The 19,797-nt window shown below is 71.9% G+C and carries 20 protein-coding genes and 2 pseudogenes; 15 read left to right on the top strand and 7 right to left on the bottom strand.

What is annotated here, in order from left to right; genetic code table 11:
* Positions 1-225 (bottom strand): annotated as a pseudogene (locus IG62_RS49335) (IS701 family transposase); the annotation flags it as partial.
* A gap of 226 nt (positions 226-451) precedes the next feature.
* On the opposite strand from IG62_RS49335, the gene IG62_RS0138650 reads away from it, so the two are divergent.
* Together IG62_RS0138650 and IG62_RS0138645 are read left to right on the top strand one after the other, a co-directional pair.
* Positions 452-1,594, top strand: coding sequence for a nitronate monooxygenase (locus IG62_RS0138650; protein WP_051799176.1), 1,143 nt, complete (start codon positions 452-454; stop codon positions 1,592-1,594).
* Entirely contained in the window at positions 1,591-2,334 is a 744-nt protein-coding gene (locus IG62_RS0138645; RefSeq protein WP_030815094.1) for a 16S rRNA (uracil(1498)-N(3))-methyltransferase, read from the top strand. The genes IG62_RS0138650 and IG62_RS0138645 overlap by 4 nt, the downstream gene beginning before the upstream one ends.
* Positions 2,335-2,355: 21 nt before the next feature.
* On the opposite strand, the pseudogene IG62_RS45760 reads toward IG62_RS0138645, so the two are convergent.
* The 3 genes and pseudogenes from IG62_RS45760 to IG62_RS0138635 all read right to left on the bottom strand — a co-directional run.
* Positions 2,356-2,448, bottom strand: a pseudogene (locus tag IG62_RS45760) (DUF4287 domain-containing protein); the annotation flags it as partial.
* A 27-nt stretch (positions 2,449-2,475) separates the two neighbouring features.
* Positions 2,476-3,045 carry a dihydrofolate reductase family protein gene (locus tag IG62_RS0138640; protein ID WP_030815089.1) on the bottom strand — a complete coding sequence of 190 codons (570 nt, stop codon included), beginning with the start codon at positions 3,043-3,045 and terminating at the stop codon, positions 2,476-2,478.
* Positions 3,046-3,071: 26 nt separating this feature from the next.
* Entirely contained in the window at positions 3,072-3,629 is a 558-nt protein-coding gene (locus IG62_RS0138635) for a dihydrofolate reductase family protein (protein WP_030815085.1), read from the bottom strand.
* Between the two features lie 171 nt (positions 3,630-3,800).
* Between IG62_RS0138635 and IG62_RS0138630 the strand changes: the two genes are divergently transcribed.
* A complete protein-coding gene (locus IG62_RS0138630) occupies positions 3,801-4,475 on the top strand; it encodes a TetR/AcrR family transcriptional regulator (protein WP_234326917.1) in 675 nt (224 codons plus the stop codon).
* 99 nt (positions 4,476-4,574) lie between these two features.
* On the opposite strand, the gene IG62_RS0138625 is transcribed toward IG62_RS0138630, so the two are convergent.
* Positions 4,575-5,006 (bottom strand): OsmC family protein, encoded by a 432-nt coding sequence (locus tag IG62_RS0138625; RefSeq protein ID WP_030815083.1) that lies wholly within the window; start codon positions 5,004-5,006, stop codon positions 4,575-4,577.
* Between the two features lie 151 nt (positions 5,007-5,157).
* Here IG62_RS0138625 and IG62_RS0138620 point away from each other — a divergent pair, with 151 nt between their 5' ends.
* Entirely contained in the window at positions 5,158-5,517 is a 360-nt protein-coding gene (locus IG62_RS0138620) for a histidine triad nucleotide-binding protein (protein WP_030815082.1), read from the top strand.
* A 6-nt stretch (positions 5,518-5,523) separates the two neighbouring features.
* The gene (locus IG62_RS0138615) at positions 5,524-6,429 is read left to right on the top strand and encodes a ribonuclease Z (RefSeq protein WP_030815080.1); all 906 of its coding nucleotides are present in this window, start codon (positions 5,524-5,526) and stop codon (positions 6,427-6,429) included.
* A 27-nt stretch (positions 6,430-6,456) separates the two neighbouring features.
* Here the strand turns inward: IG62_RS0138615 and IG62_RS0138610 are convergent, their stop codons facing one another.
* On the bottom strand, positions 6,457-7,287 hold the full coding sequence (locus IG62_RS0138610) for an HAD family acid phosphatase (RefSeq protein WP_030815078.1): 831 nt from the start codon (positions 7,285-7,287) through the stop codon (positions 6,457-6,459).
* A 282-nt stretch (positions 7,288-7,569) separates the two neighbouring features.
* Between IG62_RS0138610 and IG62_RS0138605 the strand changes: the two genes are divergently transcribed.
* From IG62_RS0138605 to IG62_RS0138595, 3 genes are all read left to right on the top strand, one after another.
* Positions 7,570-8,877 carry an enolase C-terminal domain-like protein gene (locus IG62_RS0138605; protein WP_030815076.1) on the top strand — a complete coding sequence of 436 codons (1,308 nt, stop codon included), beginning with the start codon at positions 7,570-7,572 and terminating at the stop codon, positions 8,875-8,877.
* A gap of 165 nt (positions 8,878-9,042) precedes the next feature.
* Positions 9,043-10,128 (top strand): S-(hydroxymethyl)mycothiol dehydrogenase, encoded by a 1,086-nt coding sequence (locus tag IG62_RS0138600; protein WP_030815074.1) that lies wholly within the window; start codon positions 9,043-9,045, stop codon positions 10,126-10,128.
* The gene (locus tag IG62_RS0138595) at positions 10,128-10,757 is read left to right on the top strand and encodes an MBL fold metallo-hydrolase (RefSeq protein ID WP_030815072.1); all 630 of its coding nucleotides are present in this window, start codon (positions 10,128-10,130) and stop codon (positions 10,755-10,757) included. Before IG62_RS0138600 ends, IG62_RS0138595 begins: the two co-directional genes overlap by 1 nt.
* A 315-nt stretch (positions 10,758-11,072) precedes the next feature.
* Here the strand turns inward: IG62_RS0138595 and IG62_RS0138590 are convergent, their stop codons facing one another.
* On the bottom strand, positions 11,073-12,410 hold the full coding sequence (locus tag IG62_RS0138590) for a 6-phospho-beta-glucosidase (RefSeq protein WP_030815070.1): 1,338 nt from the start codon (positions 12,408-12,410) through the stop codon (positions 11,073-11,075).
* Positions 12,411-12,476: 66 nt separating this feature from the next.
* Between IG62_RS0138590 and IG62_RS0138585 the strand changes: the two genes are divergently transcribed.
* The 7 genes from IG62_RS0138585 to era all read left to right on the top strand — a co-directional run bounded on the left by IG62_RS0138585 (position 12,477) and on the right by era (position 19,587).
* Positions 12,477-13,622, top strand: coding sequence for a carbohydrate kinase family protein (locus IG62_RS0138585; protein WP_030815068.1), 1,146 nt, complete (start codon positions 12,477-12,479; stop codon positions 13,620-13,622).
* Positions 13,623-13,831: 209 nt separating this feature from the next.
* On the top strand, positions 13,832-14,836 hold the full coding sequence (locus tag IG62_RS0138580; protein ID WP_030815066.1) for a PhoH family protein: 1,005 nt from the start codon (positions 13,832-13,834) through the stop codon (positions 14,834-14,836).
* Positions 14,837-14,878: 42 nt separating this feature from the next.
* Positions 14,879-15,376 carry an rRNA maturation RNase YbeY gene (ybeY, locus tag IG62_RS0138575; RefSeq protein ID WP_030815064.1) on the top strand — a complete coding sequence of 166 codons (498 nt, stop codon included), beginning with the start codon at positions 14,879-14,881 and terminating at the stop codon, positions 15,374-15,376.
* A gap of 11 nt (positions 15,377-15,387) precedes the next feature.
* Entirely contained in the window at positions 15,388-16,704 is a 1,317-nt protein-coding gene (locus IG62_RS0138570) for a hemolysin family protein (RefSeq protein WP_030815061.1), read from the top strand.
* A 308-nt stretch (positions 16,705-17,012) separates the two neighbouring features.
* Positions 17,013-17,372, top strand: coding sequence for a cytidine deaminase (locus IG62_RS0138565; protein ID WP_037840377.1), 360 nt, complete (start codon positions 17,013-17,015; stop codon positions 17,370-17,372).
* Between the two features lie 218 nt (positions 17,373-17,590).
* Positions 17,591-18,595: an aldo/keto reductase gene (locus IG62_RS0138560; RefSeq protein ID WP_030815056.1), complete on the top strand. Its 1,005-nt coding sequence runs from the start codon at positions 17,591-17,593 to the stop codon at positions 18,593-18,595.
* Between the two features lie 53 nt (positions 18,596-18,648).
* The gene (gene era / locus IG62_RS0138555) at positions 18,649-19,587 is read left to right on the top strand and encodes a GTPase Era (protein ID WP_030815053.1); all 939 of its coding nucleotides are present in this window, start codon (positions 18,649-18,651) and stop codon (positions 19,585-19,587) included.
* The last annotated feature ends 210 nt before the right edge of the window (positions 19,588-19,797 follow it).

Below are 19,797 nucleotides of genomic sequence, written 5' to 3'. Positions count from 1 at the left end.
CTCGTCCCAGTCCGAATGGTTCAACAACCGCTGGACGCCGTCCGGGCGAAGCTGACCGACCTGCTCGGCCAGCGTCCAGCCGTTCTTCCTCTCCAAAGGAGCCAGCAGACCCCGCAGATAGTCCAAGGCCCGGTCCCGTGGCTCCGACCTGCCAAAACGATGCCCGAACCGGGCATGCAGACCCGCTACACCGTCCGACCACGACTCGACCTGCTCAACCGTCAGCGACTTCTCACACAGTCACACCAACGAGCCCCAGCCCACACGGTCACACCACATGCGGTTGCAGTACTAAGGGCCCTGGATGCCCCGCCGCCCACAAGGCCCTGCCACCACCCGCCCCACCCGCGCCCCCACCCGCGTCCGCACGCCCACCCGCATCCCCCGGCCCCGCCCCCCCCGCCGAGCCCCTGATGCGGGGCGTCGGTGCGTCCCGTGACACGATGTGGTCATGCCCAGCGCACTGACCGATCTCTGCCGCTACCCGATCGTGCAGGCCCCCATGGCGGGCGGCGGCTCGGGGCCCGAACTGGCCGCCGCCGTCTGCGGCGCCGGCGGTCTCGGCTTCCTCGCCGCCGGCTACAAAACCGCCGACGGCATGTACCAGGAGATCAAACAGCTGCGGTCGCTGACCGACCGGCCCTTCGGCGTCAACCTCTTCATGCCGCAGCCGTCGCTCGCCGACCACTCCGCCGTCGAGGCGTACCGCGAACAGCTCGCAGGCGAGGCCACCTGGTACGAGACCGAGCTCGGCGAGACCGACGGGCCCACCGACGACGGCTACGAGGCCAAGCTCGCGATCCTGCGCGAGGACCCGGTGCCGGTGGTGTCGTTCACCTTCGGCTGCCCCTCGCGCGCGGTCCTCGACGCCTTCGCCAGGGTGGGCACGTACACCATCGTCACGGCCACCACGGCGGCCGAGGCACAGGCCGCGCAGTGGTCCGGTGCGGACGCCGTCTGTGTGCAGGGCGTGGAGGCGGGCGGCCACCAGGGCACCCACCGCGACGACCCGCACGCCGACGGGACCGGCGCGGGGCTGGGCCTGCTGGCGCTGCTCGGGCAGGTCCGGGAGGCCGTGCAGATCCCGGTGATCGCCGCGGGCGGGCTGATGCGCGGGGCGCAGATCGCGGCGGTGCTCGCCGCCGGGGCGACCATGGCGCAGCTCGGCACCGCCTTCCTCGCCACCCCGGAGTCGGGCGCCAATCCGCTGCACAAGCAGGCGCTGACCAACCCCCTCTTCACCCACACGGAGCTGACCCGGGCGTTCTCCGGGCGGCCGGCCCGCGGCCTGGTGAACCGCTTCCTGCGGGAGCACGGCCCGTACGCCCCGGCCGCCTACCCCGCCGTCCACTACCTCACCTCCACGGTGCGCAAGGCCGCGGCCAAGGCCGGCGACGCCCAGGGCCTGAATCTGTGGGCGGGGCAGGGGCACCGGCTGGCCCGGGAGATGCCGGCCGCCCGGCTGGTGGAGGTTCTGGTGGCCGAACTCGACGCGGCGCGCGCCGGGTTGAGCCGTACCGGGGCCGGGGCTGCGGAAACCGGGACCGGAAACACCGGATCCGGTGACGCGCCGGCTGCCGGGGGCACCGCATGACCGCGCCCGTGTTCCTCGTCGAGTCGCTCGCGCACGTACGGGCGGGCGGCACGGTCACCGTCGACGGGCCGGAGGGCCGGCACGCGGTGTCGGTGCGCCGGCTGCGGGCGGGCGAGGAGGTCGTGCTGACGGACGGTCAGGGCACCGGCGCCTACGGCACGGTGGCCGCCGCCGAGGGCAAGGACCGGCTGACCGTCGCGGTCGCCGATCTGCGCACCGAGGAGGCGCCGGACCCGACCATCACGGTCGTCCAGGCGCTCCCCAAGGGCGACCGGGGCGAGCTGGCCGTCGAGACCATGACCGAGACCGGGGTGGACGCCATCGTGCCCTGGCCGGCGGCGCGTTGCGTCACCCAGTGGAAGGGCGAACGGGCCGCCAAGGCGCTGGGCAAGTGGCGGGCCACGGCTCGTGAGGCGGGCAAGCAGTCCCGCCGGCTGATCTTCCCGGAGGTCGCGGACCCGCTGTCCACCAAGCAGGTGGCGGCCCTGCTCGCCGACGCCGACTTCGCGGCCGTGCTCCATGAGGAGGGCAGCGCCCCGCTCGCCACCGCGGAACTCCCGGCCACCGGCCGGATCGTGCTGGTCGTGGGGCCCGAGGGCGGTGTCTCCCCGGAGGAGCTGGCCCTCTTCGCCGAGGCCGGCGCCAAGCCGTACCGCCTGGGCCGGACCGTCCTGCGCACCTCCACGGCCGGTACCGCGGCCACCGCCCTCCTACTGGGCCGCACGGGACGCTGGAGCTGAGCCCCGCCCGCCCTCAGCGGCTCACGTCCCGCTGTCCTCGGCGAGGGTGTGGGCCACGAGGGCGTTGGCGTGGCCGTGGCCGAGGCCGTGCTCGGTCTTGAGCCAGGTGACGAGCCGGGGTCGCGTGGGGTTCGCCGGTCGTCAGGACGGCGGGTTCGCCGGCCGGTGGCGCAGCAGGACCACCTGGGAGTCGAAGGTCCTGGACTCGACGAGGCTCAGGTTCATCCGCTCCTGCGGCGTGCTGAAGACGGGCCGGCCGCCGCCCAGCACGACCGGGTGGACGAAGATCTGGTACTCGTCGATCAGCCCGTGCCGGGTGAGGAAGCCGGCGAGGTCCGAGCCGCCGAACAGCAGCAGGCGGGCCCCGCTCCGCTTGAGGGCGGTGAGTTCCTTGGCGACGTCGGTACCGATCACGCGGGTGTTCCAGTCGGCCTTCTCCAGCGTCGAGGAGACGACGATCTTTGGTGCGCTGCGCCATACGGGGGCGAAGGCCAGGTCGTGCGCGTCGGTGGAGTACTCCTCCGCCCGTGGCCAGAAGCCGGACATCATGTCCCAGACCTTGCGGCCGTACAGGAACTGGTCCGCCTCGGTGGTGAGTTGAAGCGAGTGGGCGGAGAGTTCGGGGCCCATGAGGGGCCAGTCGAAGGCGCCGTCGGGGCCTTCGATGTAGCCGTCCAGTGACTGGTGCACGAAGTGGGTGATCTTGCCCATGGGGTTCTCCCGGTGGTGACCGGCCGTCAACGGGCCGAAGCGGGGGCGGTGGCGGGAGCGTACGTGAGGACCTGCGCGCCGCTGCGGAAGGTGGTGGTACCGAGCGGCCGGAGTGTCTTCTTCGGGGAGCTCTCGGTGAACAGGCGCTTGCCGGTGCCTTCGACGACCGGGTGCGTCCACAGGCGGAGTTCGTCGATCAGGTCGTGCGCCAGGAGGGTGTTGACGAGCCCGCCGCTGCCGTAGACGAGCAGGTCCTGGCCGTCCTGCTGCTTCAGCCCGGCGACGGCGGCGGGGATGTCGTCGGTGAGGAAGGTGGCGTTCCACTCCGGTGTGCCGAGCGTCGTGGTGGCGACGTACTTGGGCAGGGCGTTCATCCGCTCGGCGAAGCCGTCCTCGTCGGTCATCGACGGCCAGGCGGCGGCGAATCCCTGGTAGGTGACCCGGCCCAGCAGGAGGGCGTCGGCGGCGAAGAGCTGGCCGCGGGCGAACGCGGCGGCTTCCTCGTCGAAGAACGGGGCCGTCCAGGCCGGGTTCTCCACGACTCCGTCGAGCGTGATGTAGATCGATGCGATGACCTTGCGCATGCGAGGCTCCCCCTTGATTGCGGGCGCGGATCTGCCCATGTGTACGATGTCCACAAGTGGGGAACGCGGCGATCCGCGGCCCCGTTCGATCATGCGAAAGCCTAGACGAGTTAAGTGGATGCTGTCCACATTGGATGCTCCCCTCGATGTCCACAGGGGAGGGGCGTCCCCATGGATGTCCACGTTGGAGGGGTAATGGCGGCGGAGAGCGGCAGGGCGAAGCGGACCACCTACCGCCACGGCGATCTTCGTAACGCCCTCGTCGAGGCCGGACTCGAACTGGCCCGGGAGGGCGGCCCCGAGGCGGTGGTGCTGCGCGCCGCGACCCGCCAGGCGGGCGTCGTGCCCAACGCCGCCTACCGGCACTTCGCCGACCGCGGCGCCCTGCTGCACGCCGTCTCGCAGGCCGCCATGGCCCGGCTCGCCCGCACCATGGAGGCCGAGCAGGCCGAGCAGGCCGCGCTGCCGCCGGCCCCGGACGCCGCGGCCGCCGCACGGGCCCGCTTCCGGGCGGTGGGCACCGGCTATCTGCGCTTCGCCCAGGAGGAACCGGGCCTGTTCCGCACCGCGTTCCACGTCCCCGGCGACATGACGTACGCCGCCGACGCCACCGCCGCGGGCGGCAGCGGCAAGACCCCCTTCGAGCTCCTGGGTGCGGCCCTCGACGGCCTCGTGGAGAACGGTCTGCTGCCCGAGGACCGGCGCCCCGGAGCGGAGTTCCTCGCCTGGTCGGCCGTCCACGGCCTCGCCGCACTCCTCGTCGACGGGCCCCTGCGCGGCCTGTTGCCCTCCCAGGCTCACGACGCGGGTCAGCACGTCATCGACATGATCGAGCGGGGCATCTGAGCCCGCCGAGCCGCGCTCGCCCCCGCACGCAACGGTGCGCCGACCGGCCTCAACGACCCGTCGGCGCACTGTCGTTCACGAAGAAAGGCCGCCCGTCCGTCAGCTCAGCAGCTCGGCCGTCAGCGTGATGTTCTTGACGCCGGCCAGCGCCTGGCTCACCGGGCAGTTCTTCTTGGCGTCCTCGGCCGCGGCCTGGAAGTCCTCCTCGGACAGGCCGGGGACCCGGGCCTTGACGGTCAGCGCGATCGCGGTGATGCCCTCACCGGGCTGGAAGGTGACGTCGGCCTGGGTGTCCAGGGCCTCGACGGTGTGGCCCTTGCCCGCCAGGCCGTGCGAGAACGCCATGGAGTAGCAGGACGAGTGGGCCGCCGCGATCAGCTCCTCGGGGCTGGTCACGCCGTTCGGCTGCTCCGCGCGGGCGGGCCAGTTCACGTCGTACGTACCGACCTTGGAGGACTCCAGGGCGACGGTGCCCTTGCCCTGGAGGAGGTTGCCTTCCCAGTGGGTCTTGGCGGTGCGCGTGGTTGCCATGGTGCATAACTCCCGGTTGTGGGCGAAAGCGATCAAGGCCAGCTTAGTGATCCCGGTCCCCCCGTCGCTGCGACGCCCCACACGGCTCGCCCGGTAGCATCCGAGGCCGTGCGCACCGTGCGTACGAGGGATGAGCTGGGAGGAGCCAACGGTGGCGGGAGAACCGCAGGCCGATTGCCTGTTCTGCAAGATCGTGGCCGGGGAGGTGCCGGCGACCATCGTCCGCGAGACCAAGACCACCGTCGCGTTCCGCGACATCAACCCCCAGGCCCCGACGCACGTCCTGATCATCCCCAAGGTGCACCACCCGGACGCCGCGGCCCTCGCCGCCGCCGAACCGCAGGTCGTCGCCGACATACTGCGCGAGGCCCGGGAGGTCGCCGCCGGGGACGGGGTCGAGGACACCGGCTACCGGGTGGTCTTCAACACCGGCTCCGGCGCGGGCCAGACCGTCTTCCACGCCCATCTGCACGTCCTGGGCGGCCGCGGCCTCCAGTGGCCCCCCGGGTAACCAGCCATGTCCGTACGTGAACTGGTCGTCCTCGGCACCGCCAGCCAGGTCCCCACCCGGCACCGCAACCACAACGGCTATCTGCTGCGGTGGGACGGCCAGGGGCTGCTCTTCGACCCCGGCGAGGGGACACAGCGCCAGATGCTGCGCGCCGGGGTCGCGGCCCACGACCTCAACCGGATCTGCATCACCCACTTCCACGGCGACCACTCGCTCGGGCTCGCCGGGGTGATCCAGCGGATCAACCTCGACCGGGTGCCCCACCCGGTCACCGCCCACTTCCCGGCCAGCGGCCAGCACTTCTTCGAGCGGCTGCGCTACGCGACCGCCTACCGCGAGACCGTCCGGCTGGTCGAGCGGCCGGTCGCGGCCGACGGGGAGCTGGACCGCTGCGCCTCGTACACCCTTCAGGCGCGCCGGCTGTCGCACCCGGTCGAGTCGTACGGCTACCGGCTCGTGGAGCCGGACGCGCGCCGGATGCTGCCGGAGCGGCTGGCGGAGCACGGCATCACCGGGCCGGACGTCGGGCGCCTGGCGCGGGAGGGGGAGCTGAACGGCGTCACCCTCGACGAGGTGAGCGAGCACCGCCCCGGCCAGCGGTTCGCGTTCGTGATGGACACCCGGATGTGCGAGGGCGTCGAGGCGCTCGCGCAGGGTGTGGACATGCTCGTCATCGAGTCCACCTTCCTGGACGATGATGCCCAACTCGCCGCCGATCACGGGCACTTGACGGCAGGGCAGGCCGGCGCGGTGGCGGTGCGGGCCGGGGTGCGGCATCTGGTGCTGACGCACTTCTCGCAGCGTTACGACGACCCCGCGGAGTTCGCTCGGCAGGCCCGTGCGGCGGGGTACGGCGGTGAGCTGACGATCGCCAGGGACCTCATGCGCGTGCCCGTGCCCAAGCGACGCTGAGCACGGGCACGAGGCCCCGGCCTGCCGTTACGGCAGGTAGTACATCGGGTTCGGCATCTTGAACGTCCGGTGGGCGTAGCCGCCCTCCAGGTCGCTGTACTGGTCGCCGAAGTTGGCGACGATGTCGTAGCCCAGGGACTCGATGTGCTTGCGGGTCCCCGACTTGTACTCGACGGTCGTGCAGGTGCTGCCGCAGGTCAGGTAGGCCGGCGGGTGCTCCTTGTCCTTCAGGTAGACGTGCGTCCGGTCCAGCGGGACGCCGTAGCCCACGTTCTTCAGGTTGCGCACGCTCCAGTCGCGCTGGGCCTCCTTGCGGCCGGTGATGAAGAAGATCTCGGCGCCCTTGTCGCGGGCGTGGTTGACGAGCCGGTTCATGCCGAAGACCGGGTCCATGTCGGTGTGCTCCAGGTACTTGTCCTGGCTCTGCGGGGTGAAGGCGAAGCCGACCTGGAGCTCGTAGTTGTACGTGAGCAGGGTGGTGTCGTCCATGTCGAGGACGATGGCGGGCCTGGTCTTCTTGCCTGCCCGGGCCTGGCGGGCGAGCGCCTTGTCCAGGTAGGTGCGGGCCTTGGCCTCGATGCCGCGGACCTGGCGGGCGTAGTTGCTGTGCGGGGAGGCGTAGTGCTCGCCGTCGGCCGTGACCGTGTCGCCGTAGTACGCCTTGATCTTGTCCTGGACCTGCGTGAGGTTGGGGATCTCCTTGTCGGTCCGCGGGACGGAGTGCTCGGCGGTGGCCTGACCGATGCCGAAGACGGCGGTGCCGGCGACGAGGGCGGCGACCGTCGCGGCACCGAGGCGGGCGCGGCGCGACAGGGCGGGGCGGAGGCGACCGGAACGGAAGCGGTCGGGACGGGGCATGCGCGGCTCCTCTTGGAGAAAATGGGGGGTGGGTCCCAGGACGTGGGGCGGCTGACGGCCCCTCATTCCTTGGTCTACGCGCGCAGATTCAACCCTTGGCGAGAAGTTCCCGCAAGAGGTGAGGCCTTGACGGTCCGGAGGGGGCTCCATAGCGTCCACCTGCATGCATGGACGCTGTTTGTATGCATGAATGGAGTGTCGCTGTCGACCATGCCACCGGCCCCGTCACCGACCGTGCCACCGATCCGGCCGCGGGCCGGTCGTACCCCGTAGGAGCCCCGGATGACCGACGCCCCGCATCCCCTCGCCATCGCCGAGGTCCGGCTCACCCCGGTCCTGGTGGCCGACCCGCCGCTGCTCAACACCCAGGGCGTACACCAGCCGTACACCCCGCGGCTGATCATCGAGCTGGTCACCGAGGAGGGGGCCACCGGACTCGGCGAGACCTACGGGGACACCGGCTATCTGGACCTGGCCCGGCCGCTGGCCGCGGCGCTGATCGGCCGACGGGTCACGGATCTGAACGGGCTGCCCGCGCTCGCCGCCGAGGTGTGCGGGGACTCACCTGCCGCCACCGACGCGGGGGCGGTGCACGCCGGCGGGCTGCGCGGCGTCCGGACCGCCGAAAAGCTACGACTGTCGGTCCTCTCCGGCTTCGAGGTCGCCTGCCTCGACGCCTGGGGAAAGGCCACCGGACTGCCGGTCCACGCCCTGCTCGGCGGCAGGGTCCGGGGCAGTGTGGAGTACGGCGCGTACCTCTTCTACCGGTGGGCCGAACACCCCGGCGGCCGCGGCGAACGGGACGACTGGGGCGCGGCGCTCGACCCGGCCGGGGTGGTGGCCCAGGCCCACCGCTTCGCCGACACCTACGGCTTCACGTCCTTCAAGCTCAAGGGCGGCGTCTTCGAGCCCGCGCAGGAGATCGCCGCGATCCGCGCGCTGGCCGCCGCGTTCCCCGGGCGGCCACTGCGGCTCGACCCCAACGGCGCCTGGAGCGTGGCCACTTCACTGAAGGTCGCGGACGAGCTGGCGGACGTGCTGGAGTACCTGGAGGACCCGGCCGGCGGGACCGCGCGGATGGCGGAGGTGGCGGCCGGCACCCGCCTGCCGCTGGCCACCAACATGTGCGTGACGACCTTCGACGAGATCGCCGAGGCGTTCCGCCGCCGCGCCGTCCAGGTGGTGCTCTGCGACCACCACTACTGGGGCGGGCTGCGCGCCACCCGCGAACTCGCCGCCGTCTGCCGCACCTTCGGCGTCGGCCTGTCCATGCACTCCAACACCCACCTCGGCATCAGCCTGGCCGCGATGACCCAGGTGGCGGCGACCGTGCCGGACCTCCACCACGCCTGCGACACCCACTACCCCTGGCAGACCGAGGACGTCCTCACCGAGCGGATCGCGATCCGCGACGGCAGGGTGGCCGTCGGCGACGCCCCCGGCCTCGGCGTCACCCTCGACCGGGACCGGCTCGCCGCGCTGCACCACCGCTGGCTGGCCGACGACGGGGGCCTGCGCGACCGCGACGACGCCGCCGCGATGCGCCACGCGGACCCGGACTGGACCGTCCCGGCCGTCCCGCGCTGGTGACCGCGGCCGGTGACGGACACCGGCCGGACGCGGTCGCCGCGCGCCGGGGATCATGAACCCGGCCGTGGTCCTGTGCGCGGTCGCCCGGCACGCGTACGGTGAGGCACGGCTCAGTGGCAGTGCGCCACAGTGGTCCCGTAGTGATCTTTGAAAGGGGCTGTTCCGATGGCACAGGAAGTGCGCGGCGTGATCGCGCCGGGGAAGAACGAACCGGTACGGCTGGAGACGATCCTGGTGCCGGACCCGGGTCCCGGCGAGGCCGTGGTGAAGGTCCAGGCGTGCGGGGTGTGCCACACCGATCTGCACTACAAGCAGGGCGGCATCAACGACGAGTTCCCGTTCCTGCTCGGCCACGAGGCCTCCGGGGTCGTGGAGTCGGTCGGCGCCGGGGTCACCGACGTCGCGCCGGGGGACTTCGTCATCCTCAACTGGCGTGCGGTGTGCGGCCAGTGCCGGGCCTGTCTGCGCGGCCGCCCCCAATACTGTTTCGACACCCACAACGCCCGCCAGAGGATGACGCTGAAGGACGGCACGGAGCTGACGCCGGCGCTGGGCATCGGGGCCTTCGCCGACAAGACGCTGGTCGCCGCGGGGCAGTGCACCAAGGTCGACCCGGAGGTGTCGCCCGCGGTGGCCGGCCTGCTGGGCTGCGGGGTGATGGCCGGCATCGGCGCCGCGATCAACACCGGCGGGGTCACCCGCGGCGACTCGGTCGCGGTCATCGGCTGCGGCGGGGTCGGCGACGCGGCCGTGGCCGGCGCCCGGCTGGCCGGCGCGGCCCGGATCATCGCCGTCGACATCGACGACCGCAAGCTGGACCTCGCGCGCACCATGGGCGCCACCCACACCGTCAACTCCCGTACCACCGACCCCGTCGAGGCGATCCGCGAACTGACCGGCGGGTTCGGCGCGGACGTCGTCATCGAGGCGGTCGGCCGCCCCGAGACGTACAAACAGGCCTTCTACGCCCGCGATCTGGCCGGCACGGTCGTCCTGGTGGGCGTGCCCACCCCGGACATGACCCTGGAACTGCCCCTGCTGGACGTGTTCGGCCGCGGCGGCGCGCTCAAGTCCTCCTGGTACGGCGACTGCCTGCCGTCCCGCGACTTCCCGATGCTGATCGACCTGCACCAGCAGGGCCGGATCGACCTCTCCACGTTCGTCACCGAAACCATCGGCATCGACGACGTCGAGCGGGCCTTCGACCGGATGCACGCGGGCGACGTGCTGCGTTCGGTGGTGACGCTCTGATGGCGGCGCGGATCGACCACCTCGTCACCTCGGGGACATTCTCGCTCGACGGCGGCACCTGGGACGTCGACAACAACGTGTGGATCGTCGGGAACGACGACGAGGCGATCGTCATCGACGCCGCGCACGACGCCGACGCCATCTTCGAGGCGCTGGCCGGCCGGACGCTGCGGGCGATCATCTGCACCCACGCGCACAACGACCACATCGACGCCGCCCCGGCGCTGGCCGCCCGCACCGGCGCCCGGATCCATCTGCACCCGGCCGATCTGCCGCTGTGGAAGATGACCCACCCCGGCACGGTCCCGGACGCGGACCTGGCCGACGGCCAGGTCCTGACCATCGCCGGTACGGACCTGACCGTGCTGCACACCCCCGGTCACGCCCCCGGCGCGGTCTGCCTGTACGCCCCCGACCTGGGCACCGTCTTCACCGGCGACACCCTCTTCCAGGGCGGCCCCGGCGCCACCGGCCGGTCCTTCTCGGACTTCCCGACGATCGTCGCCTCGATCCGGGACCGGCTGCTGATCCTGCCACCGGAGACGGCGGTACGCACCGGGCACGGCGACCCCACGACGATCGGGGACGAGGCGCCGCACCTGGACGAGTGGGTCAAGCGGGGGCACTGAGGGACGGGGGCGGGGCCGGGCCGGGCCGGAGAGGCCCCGGCGGTGACTGGGACGCGGGTCCCTACGGGCGCGGTCCCGTACGCGGTCCCGTAGGGGGCGGTCGAACAGATCCCGTAGGGGATACGCGGGCCCCCTGCGGGGCCACAACGCGGCGCGGGCGAGGGGTATTCCGCGTGCGGAGGGCGTCCAGCCTCCGGAGGGCGTTCCTCCTCCCGAGGGCATGCGGCCTCTGGAGGGCGTTCAGCCTCCGCAGGGCGTTCTCGCGCGGCCAGGCCGGTGTGTGGAAGGCCGGTGGGGGGAGTCCGGGGCGGCGCCTCAGTCCTTATTGGCCGCCCGTTCCAGGATGCGGGCGGCCACCGCGGGGGAGTCCACCAGGGGGTGCAGCGCCAGGGCGCGCAGGGCCGCGCCGCGGTCCTTGCGGGTGGCGGCCACCACCGCTGCCCGTTCGACCGCCTTGACCTGGAGCATCAGCCCCAACTGGTCCTCGCGCAGCGGGGCGCAGGGCAGCGGCCGGGCGCCGTGCGCGGTCACCTCGCACACCGTCTCCACGATCGCGTCCGGCGCCAGTTGCGGCACCGTCGTGCCGTTGCGGACGTTCAGGATCAGCCGGGTGCCGCTGTTGCGCACGATGGCGTGCATCAGCGCCAGCGCCACCCGGTCGTAGCCGCCGCCCTCCAGGTCGTGGCTGTCGCGCTGCCAGCCGCCGGTGGCCTCCCGGCTGTGCGCCATGTACGTCTCCTCGCGCTCCAGCCGGGTCCGCTCCCACAGGGCGTACACCGCGTCCGGGCCGCCGGCCGCCGCGGCCCGCTCGAAGAAGCCGCCCTGCTGCTGGTCGAGGAACTCGCCGCGGGTCTCCCGGGTGTCCCGGAGGGAGTCGAGGGTCTCGCGGCGGAAGTAGTAGTAGTGCAGGTACTCGTTCGGGAGCGCGCCCAGGGTCTGCAGCCACTCCGCGCCGAACAGCCGGCCCTCCTCGAAGGAGGCCAGCGCGGAGTCGTCGCCCAGCAGACGCGGCAGCAGTTCGGCGCCCTCGAACGTCAACGACCGCAGCCAGCCGAGGTGGTTGAGGCCGACGTAGTCGTAGCCGACCCGGCCGCTCTCGAAGGCCGCCGGGCCCAGCCCCGCCGCCCGCGCGGCCCGGCGCACCAGCCCGACCGGGGAGTCGCAGATCCCGATGACGCGGTCGCCGAGCACCTGGGACATCGCCTCGGTCACCATGCCCGCGGGGTTGGTGAAGTTGATGACCCAGGCCGCCGGCGCGAGCTGGGCTACCCGCTCGGCGATGTGCAGCGCCACCGGGATCGTCCGCAGGCCGTACAGGACCCCGCCCGCGCCCACCGTCTCCTGGCCCAGTACGCCCTCGGCCAGCGGGATCCGTTCGTCGCGTATCCGGCCGGCCGTGCCGCCCACCCGGATCGCCGAGAACACGAAGTCCGCCCCGGCCAGCGCCTCGTCCAGGCTCTGCGCGACCCGGACCGGCACCGGTGCCGGATGCCCCTGGGCCAGCCGCGTCAACACCTCCGCGATGACCGCCACCCGCCGGCTGTCGGTGTCGTGCAGCACCACCTCGGAGACGGAGTCCGCCGGGTCGGCCAGGAGCGCGCGGTAGACCAGCGGCACCCGGAAACCGCCACCGCCGAGAATCGTGAGCCTCATGGGGCGGAACGTACCGCAGCATCAGGCACACTGGCGGCACGTGCCGATACGAGAGGGGCGTGCACGGTGACCAGCCGACGTGATGTCCACCCGCCCACGGGCCCGGCCGAGACGCCACCGGGCCTCGACCCCCTGGCCGAGGTACGGGCGGACGGCGATCCGCGCACCGACGTCTACCTCACCGGCACGGTCTTCCTCGACATCATCTTCACCGGCCTGGACTCCGCCCCGGTCCGCGGCACCGAATCCTGGGCCCGCGGCATGGGCTCCAGCCCCGGTGGCGTCGCCAACATGGCCACCGCCCTGGCCCGGCTCGGCCTGCGCACCTCCCTGGCCGCCGCCTTCGGCGACGACAAGTACGGCGAGTACTGCTGGGAGGCGCTCGAACAGGGCGAGGGCATCGACCTGGCGCTGTCACGCACGGTCCCGGGCTGGCACTCCCCGGTCACCGTTTCCATGGCGTACGAGGGCGAGCGCACGATGGTCTCGCACGGCCATCAGGCGCCGCCCCCCGACTTCACCTTCGACGGCCGGCACGCACCGGGCTGCCCGCCGCCGTCCCGGGCGTGTGTCGCCTCGCTCGTGCCCGGCCGGCGGGAGCCCTGGCTGGAGTGCGCGGCCGGCCGCGGCAGCCGGATCTTCGCGGATGTCGGCTGGGACGACAGCGGCCGCTGGGACCCGGCCGACCTCGCCGACCTCGAACACTGCGAGGCGTTCCTGCCCAACGCCGAGGAGGCGATGCGCTACACCCGCACGACCTGCCCCCGCGCGGCCGCCCGCAAGCTGGCCGACCGGGTGCCGCTGGCCGTCGTCACGCTGGGCTCGAAGGGCGCCTACGCGGTGGACGGGCGGACCGGCGAGACCGCCGAGGTGCCCGCGATCGCGGTGGAGGCGCTGGATCCGACCGGCGCCGGCGACGTCTTCGTCGCGGGCTTCGTCACCGGCACCCTGGCCGACTGGCCGCTGACCGACCGGCTGGCGTTCGCCGGGCTGAGCGCCGCGCTGTCGGTGCAGGAGTTCGGCGGGTCGCTGTCCGCGCCGGGCTGGGCGGAGATCGCCACCTGGTGGCAGCAGGTGCGGCTGTGCGAGGCGGGTGCCCCGGGCGCGCTGCGCCGGCAGTACGCCTTCCTCGACGAGGTGCTGCCCGCGGCCTACCGTCCGGCGCCGCTGGCCCGCGCGGTCCCCACGATCGGCTTCCGCCGCCCGGCCTGAGCCGCCGCGCGAGGCCCCCGGAAGCAGCCCTCGCGCCGACCGCCGTCCCTCGGCGGAAACCCAGGTCAGGACGGCCGCCAGGAAAAACTCTCGGGCCTGTCGGTGCCCCGTCGTACTCTTGTATCGCAAGGAGGCCGTGCCGACAGGCACCTCCTCGGCACGTCTTCATGAGCAAAGGATGGGGGTTGAGCAGGCCACCGAGCCGCGCTATGACGCAGACACCCATGGAACCGCAGGCGAGCGCCCAGTTCACCGTCCCGGCCAAGCACCCGATGGTGACGGTCCTGGGTTCCGGCGACTCGCTTCTGCGAGTGATCGAAAAAGCCTTCCCGGCGACCGACATCCACGTCCGGGGCAACGAAGTCAGCGCGGTCGGCGACGCCCGGGAAGTGGCCCTCGTCCAGCGCCTTTTCGACGAGATGATGCTGGTGCTCCGCACCGGACAACCGATGACGGAGGACGCGGTGGAACGCTCGATCGCCATGCTGCGCGCGGCGGAGAACGGCGAGGGCGTCGGGAGCGAGACGCCCGCCGAGGTGCTCACCCAGAACATCCTCTCCAACCGCGGCCGGACGATCCGTCCCAAGACCCTCAACCAGAAGCGCTACGTCGACGCCATCGACAAGCACACCGTCGTCTTCGGCATCGGCCCGGCCGGCACCGGCAAGACGTATCTCGCGATGGCCAAGGCCGTCCAGGCGCTCCAGGCCAAGCAGGTCAACCGCATCATCCTGACCCGCCCCGCGGTCGAGGCCGGCGAGCGGCTGGGCTTCCTGCCCGGCACCCTCTACGAGAAGATCGACCCGTATCTGCGCCCGCTCTACGACGCGCTGCACGACATGCTCGACCCCGACTCCATCCCGCGCCTGATGGCCGCGGGCACGATCGAGGTCGCGCCGCTGGCGTACATGCGCGGCCGGACGCTGAACGACGCGTTCATCATCCTCGACGAGGCGCAGAACACGAACCCCGAGCAGATGAAGATGTTCCTCACCCGCCTCGGGTTCGAATCGAAGATCGTCGTCACCGGTGACGTCACCCAGGTCGACCTCCCCGGCGGCACCAAGAGCGGTCTGCGCCAGGTCAGGGAAATCCTGGAGGGCGTCGACGACGTGCACTTCTCCCTGCTCACCAGCCAGGACGTGGTCCGGCACAAGCTCGTGGGCCGTATCGTCGACGCCTACGAGAAGTACGACAGCCGCAACGGCCAGTGAGCCGGACGCACCGCGCGAACGAGAAGCGAGACGCAACGCCCCATGTCCATCGACGTCAACAACGAATCCGGCACGGAGGTCGACGAGCAGGCGATCCTGGACGTCGCCCGCTACGCCCTCGGCCGGATGCGCATCCACCCGCTCTCCGAGCTGTCCGTGATCGTCGTGGACACCGAGGCCATGGAGCAGCTCCATCTGCAGTGGATGGACCTGCCCGGACCGACCGATGTCATGTCCTTCCCGATGGACGAGCTGCGTCCGCCGGCCAAGGACGACGAGGAGCCCCCGCAGGGCCTGCTCGGTGACATCGTGCTGTGCCCGGAGGTCGCCAAGAAGCAGGGCGAGGAGGCGCCGACCGCGCACAGCATGGATGAGGAGCTCCAGCTGCTGACCGTGCACGGCGTCCTCCACCTCCTCGGTTACGACCACGAGGAGCCCGACGAGAAGGCCGAGATGTTCGGCCTCCAGGCGGCGATCGTCGACGGCTGGCGCAGCGAGCGGGGGCTGACCGGCCCCTCGCCGGCGCCCACCGTGACCTGACGGGCTCCGCGATGACCACCCAGCTGATCGCGGTCGCGGTCCTGCTCGTCGTGATCGCCTGGCTCGCCGCCTGCGCGGAGGCCGGGCTGGCCCGTACGACGAGTTTCCGCGCCGAGGAGGCCGTCCGTTCCGGCCGCCGCGGCAGCGCCAAGCTCGCCCAGGTCGCCGCCGACCCCACCCGTTACCTCAACGTCGCCCTGCTGGTGCGGGTCGGCTGCGAGATGGCCGCCGGTGCCCTGGTCACCTACGCCTGCCTGCGCTCGTTCGACGAGACCTGGCAGGCGCTGACCGTCGCCATCGCCGTGATGGTGCTGGTCAGCTATGTCGCGGTCGGCGTCTCGCCGCGGACGATCGGCCGCCAGCACCCGCTGAACACCGCCACCGCGGCCGCCTACGTCCTGCTGCCGCTGGCCCGCGTCATGGGCCCGATCCCGCAGCTGCTGATCCTCATCGGCAACGCCCTCACTCCCGGCAAGGGCTTCCGCAAGGGCCCCTTCGCCTCCGAGGCCGAGCTGCGCTCGCTGGTCGACCTCGCGGAGAAGGAGTCGCTGATCGAGGACGACGAGCGCCGGATGGTGCACTCCGTCTTCCAGCTCGGCGACACCCTCGTCCGCGAGGTGATGGTGCCGCGCACCGACCTGGTCTCCGTCGAGCGGTTCAAGACCATCCGGCAGGCGCTGACCCTCGCCCTGCGTTCCGGTTTCTCCCGTATCCCGGTGACGGGCGAGAACGAGGACGACATCGTCGGTGTGGTCTATCTGAAGGACCTGGCCCGCAAGGTCCACATCAGCCGCGACGCGGAGACCGAGCTGGTCTCCACGGCCATGCGGCCCGCGGTCTTCGTGCCCGACACCAAGAATGCCGGTGATCTGCTGCGCGAAATGCAGCAGGACCGCAATCACGTCGCGGTGGTCATCGACGAATACGGCGGCACCGCCGGAATCGTCACCATCGAGGACATTCTCGAAGAGATCGTCGGTGAGATCACCGACGAATACGACCGAGAATTGCCGCCGGTCGAGGACCTCGGTGACGGCCGCTACCGCGTCACCGCCCGCCTCGACATCGGCGACCTCGGCGAGCTCTACGGCCTGGCGGAGCTGGACGACGAGGACGTCGAGACGGTCGGCGGGCTGCTGGCCAAGCTGCTCGGCCGGGTTCCGATCGCCGGCGCCACGGCCGAGGTCGACCTCTCCGACACGGCCGCCGACCCCGAACTGAAGGGGCTGCGGCTGACCGCCGAATCACCGGCCGGCCGCCGCAACAAGATCGTCACGGTGCTCTGCGAGCCGGTACGGGCCACGGACGCCGGAGAGCTCTCCGCATAATTCCGGCACATCCGGGAAATGACCCGACGAGACCCCACGGGGCAAAGCCCCGCTCTCCATTTCCGGCGCCACATCCCTCCGTGCTACTTATCTGCAGTGCACCGGGAATGTTCTGGAAGCCATTTCCGGTGGGACTGGATTCTTCACGGCGGGCCGTGGAAGGATCTTCGGGCGGTCGCCGAAAGGCGGCCGCCCTGCGGGAGAGAAATCGTCCGAGAAATCTTGCCGCGCAGGTTGCCCCGGCCACGGGGGACCGGGGCAGCCACCTTCTTCCTCACGTCGCGGGGCCGGCGCATATGCTCGCCGGTATGACCGAAGCCGCACCGCTGGACCCCGAAGACCGCAAGATCATCACGCTCGCGCGCTCGGCGCGGGCCCGTAACGGCGTGCCCGAGGGCGCCGCCGTGCGCGACGAGACCGGCCGTACGTACGTCGCCGGCACCGTCGCGCTGGACTCGTTGCAGCTCAGCGCCCTGCAGACGGCCGTGGCGATGGCCGTCGCCAGCGGCGCCACGTCCCTGGAGGCGGCAGCCGTGGTCACCGACGCCGAGCGCGCCACGGACGCGGACCGTGCGGCCGTCCGGGACCTCGGTGGCCCCGGGACGCCGGTCCTCGTCGCGGGCCTCGACGGCACCCTGCGCACCACCGTCCCGGCGGGCGAGGCGTAAACCCGGGCGCCGGACCGTGGGCGGCGTGCTTCCGCCACGGTCCCTCTCCCGTGCGGGCGGGCCATAGCTGGTCATCGGCGGTCCATCACCATCGGCGATCCATAACCATCAGCTATCACCGCAGCTCTTGGACGTGTGAGGGCCGGGGCGGCAAGGATCAGGGGTGTCAGCAGCCGTTGCCGGCCCCGCCGCCGGCCCGCGCCCACCAGGAGCCCGCCGTGACTGCCGCAACCGCCCTCCCCGCCCGCACCCTGGGCGGCCTCACCAGCTCCGCCATCGGCTTCGGCACGATGGTCCTCTCGCCCGGCGTCTACGGCGAGACCGACGAGCAGCGCGGCACCACCGCCCTGCTCTCCGCCCTCGACGAGGGCGCCACCCTGATCGACACCGCGGACGGCTACGGCCCCGACGGCCACAACGAGCAGCTGATCGGCCGGGCGCTGCGCGGCCGCCGCGACGAGGTCGTGCTCGCGACCAAGTTCGGCTTCCGGCTCCCCGAGGGCGTCGCACCGCACCCCTTCCCGGTCAACTACGGCTTCGGTGAACTGGCCGTGAACGCCGACCCCCGCCACGTGCGCGGCTACGCCGAGGCATCGCTGCGCAATCTGCGGACCGAGGTCATCGACCTCTACTACCCGCACTACCCGGACCCGCAGGTTCCGTTCGAGGACACCGTCGGTGCCGTCGCCGAGCTGATCGACGCCGGGCTGGTCCGTCACCTGGGTCTGTCCAACGTCACCGCCGACCAGCTGCGGCGCGCGCACGCGGTCCGCCCGGTGGCCGCCGTCCAGGTCCAGTGGTCGATGTGGCAGCCCATCGACGCCGAGCTGCTCGCCACCGCCCGCGAGCTGGGCGTGGGCATCGTCGCCTGGAGCCCGCTGGGCAGCGGATTCCTCACCGGCACCGTCCAGCAGGTCGCCGGGGACGACTTCCGCCGTCATCTGCCGCGCTTCGACGCCGCCAACCTCAAGGCCAATCAGGACCGCTTCGCGCCGCTCCGCGGCCTCGCCGAGGACCTCGGCATCTCCTCCGGCCAGCTGGCGCTGTCCTGGCTGCTGCACCAGGACGAGCACGTCGTGCCGATCCCCGGCAGCCGCACTCCGGCCCACATCGCGGAGAACCTCGCCGCCGCCCGGATCACCCTGTCCGCCGACGCCCTCGCCCGGATCGACGCCGCGCTGAAGGACACCACCTTCGAGGGCACGGCGGCGGTCGTCGACTGAGCGTCCGGCCCGGATGGTCGGAGCGGCGTCCCGGATCGGGGAGAATGGGCGCCATGAGCGTTCGTACAGACTCCTCCGCCGCCCACCGGGCCGGCTTCGCCTGCTTCGTCGGCCGCCCCAACGCGGGCAAGTCGACCCTGACGAACGCTCTCGTGGGTACGAAGGTGGCGATCACCTCCAACCGCCCGCAGACCACCCGGCACACGGTCCGCGGCATCGTGCACCGCCCCGACGCCCAGCTGGTCCTCGTCGACACCCCGGGCCTGCACAAGCCGCGCACCCTGCTCGGCGAGCGGCTCAACGACATCGTCCGCACCACGTGGTCCGAGGTCGACGTGATCGGCTTCTGCCTGCCCGCGGACCAGAAGATCGGCCCCGGCGACCGCTACATCGCCGGTGAGCTGGCCGAGATCAAGAAGACCCCCAAGGTCGCCATCGTCACCAAGACCGACCTGGTCGACTCCAAGACGCTGGCCGCCCAGCTGATCGCGATCGATCAGCTCGGCAAGGAACTGGGCATCGAGTGGGCCGAGATCATCCCGGTCTCGGCCGTGGGCGACACCCAGGTCTCCCTGCTCGCCGATCTGCTGGTGCCGCTGCTCCCCGAGGGCCCGGCGCTCTACCCGGAGGGCGACCTCACCGACGAGCCCGAGCAGGTCATGGTCGCCGAGCTGATCCGCGAGGCCGCGCTGGAGGGCGTCCGCGACGAGCTGCCGCACTCCATCGCCGTCGTCGTCGAGGAGATGATCCCGCGCGCGGACCGCCCCGCCGACAAGCCGCTCCTGGACGTGCACGCCAACGTCTACATCGAGCGGCCCAGCCAGAAGGGCATCATCATCGGCCCCAAGGGCAAGCGCCTGAAGGAGGTCGGCACCAAGTCGCGCAAGCACATCGAGGCACTGCTCGGCACGCCGGTCTTCCTCGACCTGCATGTCAAGGTCGCCAAGGACTGGCAGCGCGACCCGAAGCAACTGCGGAAGCTGGGCTTCTAGTTCGTGGCGCGACGCGAGCCGGACCGCCGGCGGCCGTAGGGAATATCCCTCCACCCCGCCCCGTTGTGGCCCCCGAGGGGGCCCTCGCGACCCCTACGGGATCCGTTCGACCGCCCCCTAGTACTGCAACCGCATGTGGGGGTTGTGGCCTCGGCGTTGGTAGTGGCAGTGGCGGGCTCGGGCTTGGCTGCGTCTGCGGAAGTGTGACCA

Origin of the sequence: Streptomyces sp. NRRL S-337 (assembly GCF_000720175.1) — a bacterium.
Classification (GTDB): Bacteria; Actinomycetota; Actinomycetes; order Streptomycetales; family Streptomycetaceae; genus Streptomyces; species Streptomyces siderophoricus.
This window is presented reverse-complemented; position numbering and strand designations above follow the sequence as displayed.

What these genes read in the sequence shown, in the direction of transcription:
- IG62_RS0138650 (WP_051799176.1), top strand. Translation starts at nt 452, where the DNA reads ATGCCCAGCGCACTGACCGATCTCTGCCGCTACCCGATCGTGCAGGCC.
- IG62_RS0138645 (WP_030815094.1), top strand. Translation starts at nt 1,591, where the DNA reads ATGACCGCGCCCGTGTTCCTCGTCGAGTCGCTCGCGCACGTACGGGCG.
- IG62_RS0138640 (WP_030815089.1), bottom strand. Translation starts at nt 3,045, where the DNA reads ATGGGCAAGATCACCCACTTCGTGCACCAGTCACTGGACGGCTACATC.
- IG62_RS0138635 (WP_030815085.1), bottom strand. Translation starts at nt 3,629, where the DNA reads ATGCGCAAGGTCATCGCATCGATCTACATCACGCTCGACGGAGTCGTG.
- IG62_RS0138630 (WP_234326917.1), top strand. Translation starts at nt 3,801, where the DNA reads ATGGATGTCCACGTTGGAGGGGTAATGGCGGCGGAGAGCGGCAGGGCG.
- IG62_RS0138625 (WP_030815083.1), bottom strand. Translation starts at nt 5,006, where the DNA reads ATGGCAACCACGCGCACCGCCAAGACCCACTGGGAAGGCAACCTCCTC.
- IG62_RS0138615 (WP_030815080.1), top strand. Translation starts at nt 5,524, where the DNA reads ATGTCCGTACGTGAACTGGTCGTCCTCGGCACCGCCAGCCAGGTCCCC.
- IG62_RS0138610 (WP_030815078.1), bottom strand. Translation starts at nt 7,287, where the DNA reads ATGCCCCGTCCCGACCGCTTCCGTTCCGGTCGCCTCCGCCCCGCCCTG.
- IG62_RS0138605 (WP_030815076.1), top strand. Translation starts at nt 7,570, where the DNA reads ATGACCGACGCCCCGCATCCCCTCGCCATCGCCGAGGTCCGGCTCACC.
- IG62_RS0138600 (WP_030815074.1), top strand. Translation starts at nt 9,043, where the DNA reads ATGGCACAGGAAGTGCGCGGCGTGATCGCGCCGGGGAAGAACGAACCG.
- IG62_RS0138595 (WP_030815072.1), top strand. Translation starts at nt 10,128, where the DNA reads ATGGCGGCGCGGATCGACCACCTCGTCACCTCGGGGACATTCTCGCTC.
- IG62_RS0138590 (WP_030815070.1), bottom strand. Translation starts at nt 12,410, where the DNA reads ATGAGGCTCACGATTCTCGGCGGTGGCGGTTTCCGGGTGCCGCTGGTC.
- IG62_RS0138580 (WP_030815066.1), top strand. Translation starts at nt 13,832, where the DNA reads ATGACGCAGACACCCATGGAACCGCAGGCGAGCGCCCAGTTCACCGTC.
- ybeY (WP_030815064.1), top strand. Translation starts at nt 14,879, where the DNA reads ATGTCCATCGACGTCAACAACGAATCCGGCACGGAGGTCGACGAGCAG.
- IG62_RS0138570 (WP_030815061.1), top strand. Translation starts at nt 15,388, where the DNA reads ATGACCACCCAGCTGATCGCGGTCGCGGTCCTGCTCGTCGTGATCGCC.
- IG62_RS0138565 (WP_037840377.1), top strand. Translation starts at nt 17,013, where the DNA reads ATGACCGAAGCCGCACCGCTGGACCCCGAAGACCGCAAGATCATCACG.
- era (WP_030815053.1), top strand. Translation starts at nt 18,649, where the DNA reads ATGAGCGTTCGTACAGACTCCTCCGCCGCCCACCGGGCCGGCTTCGCC.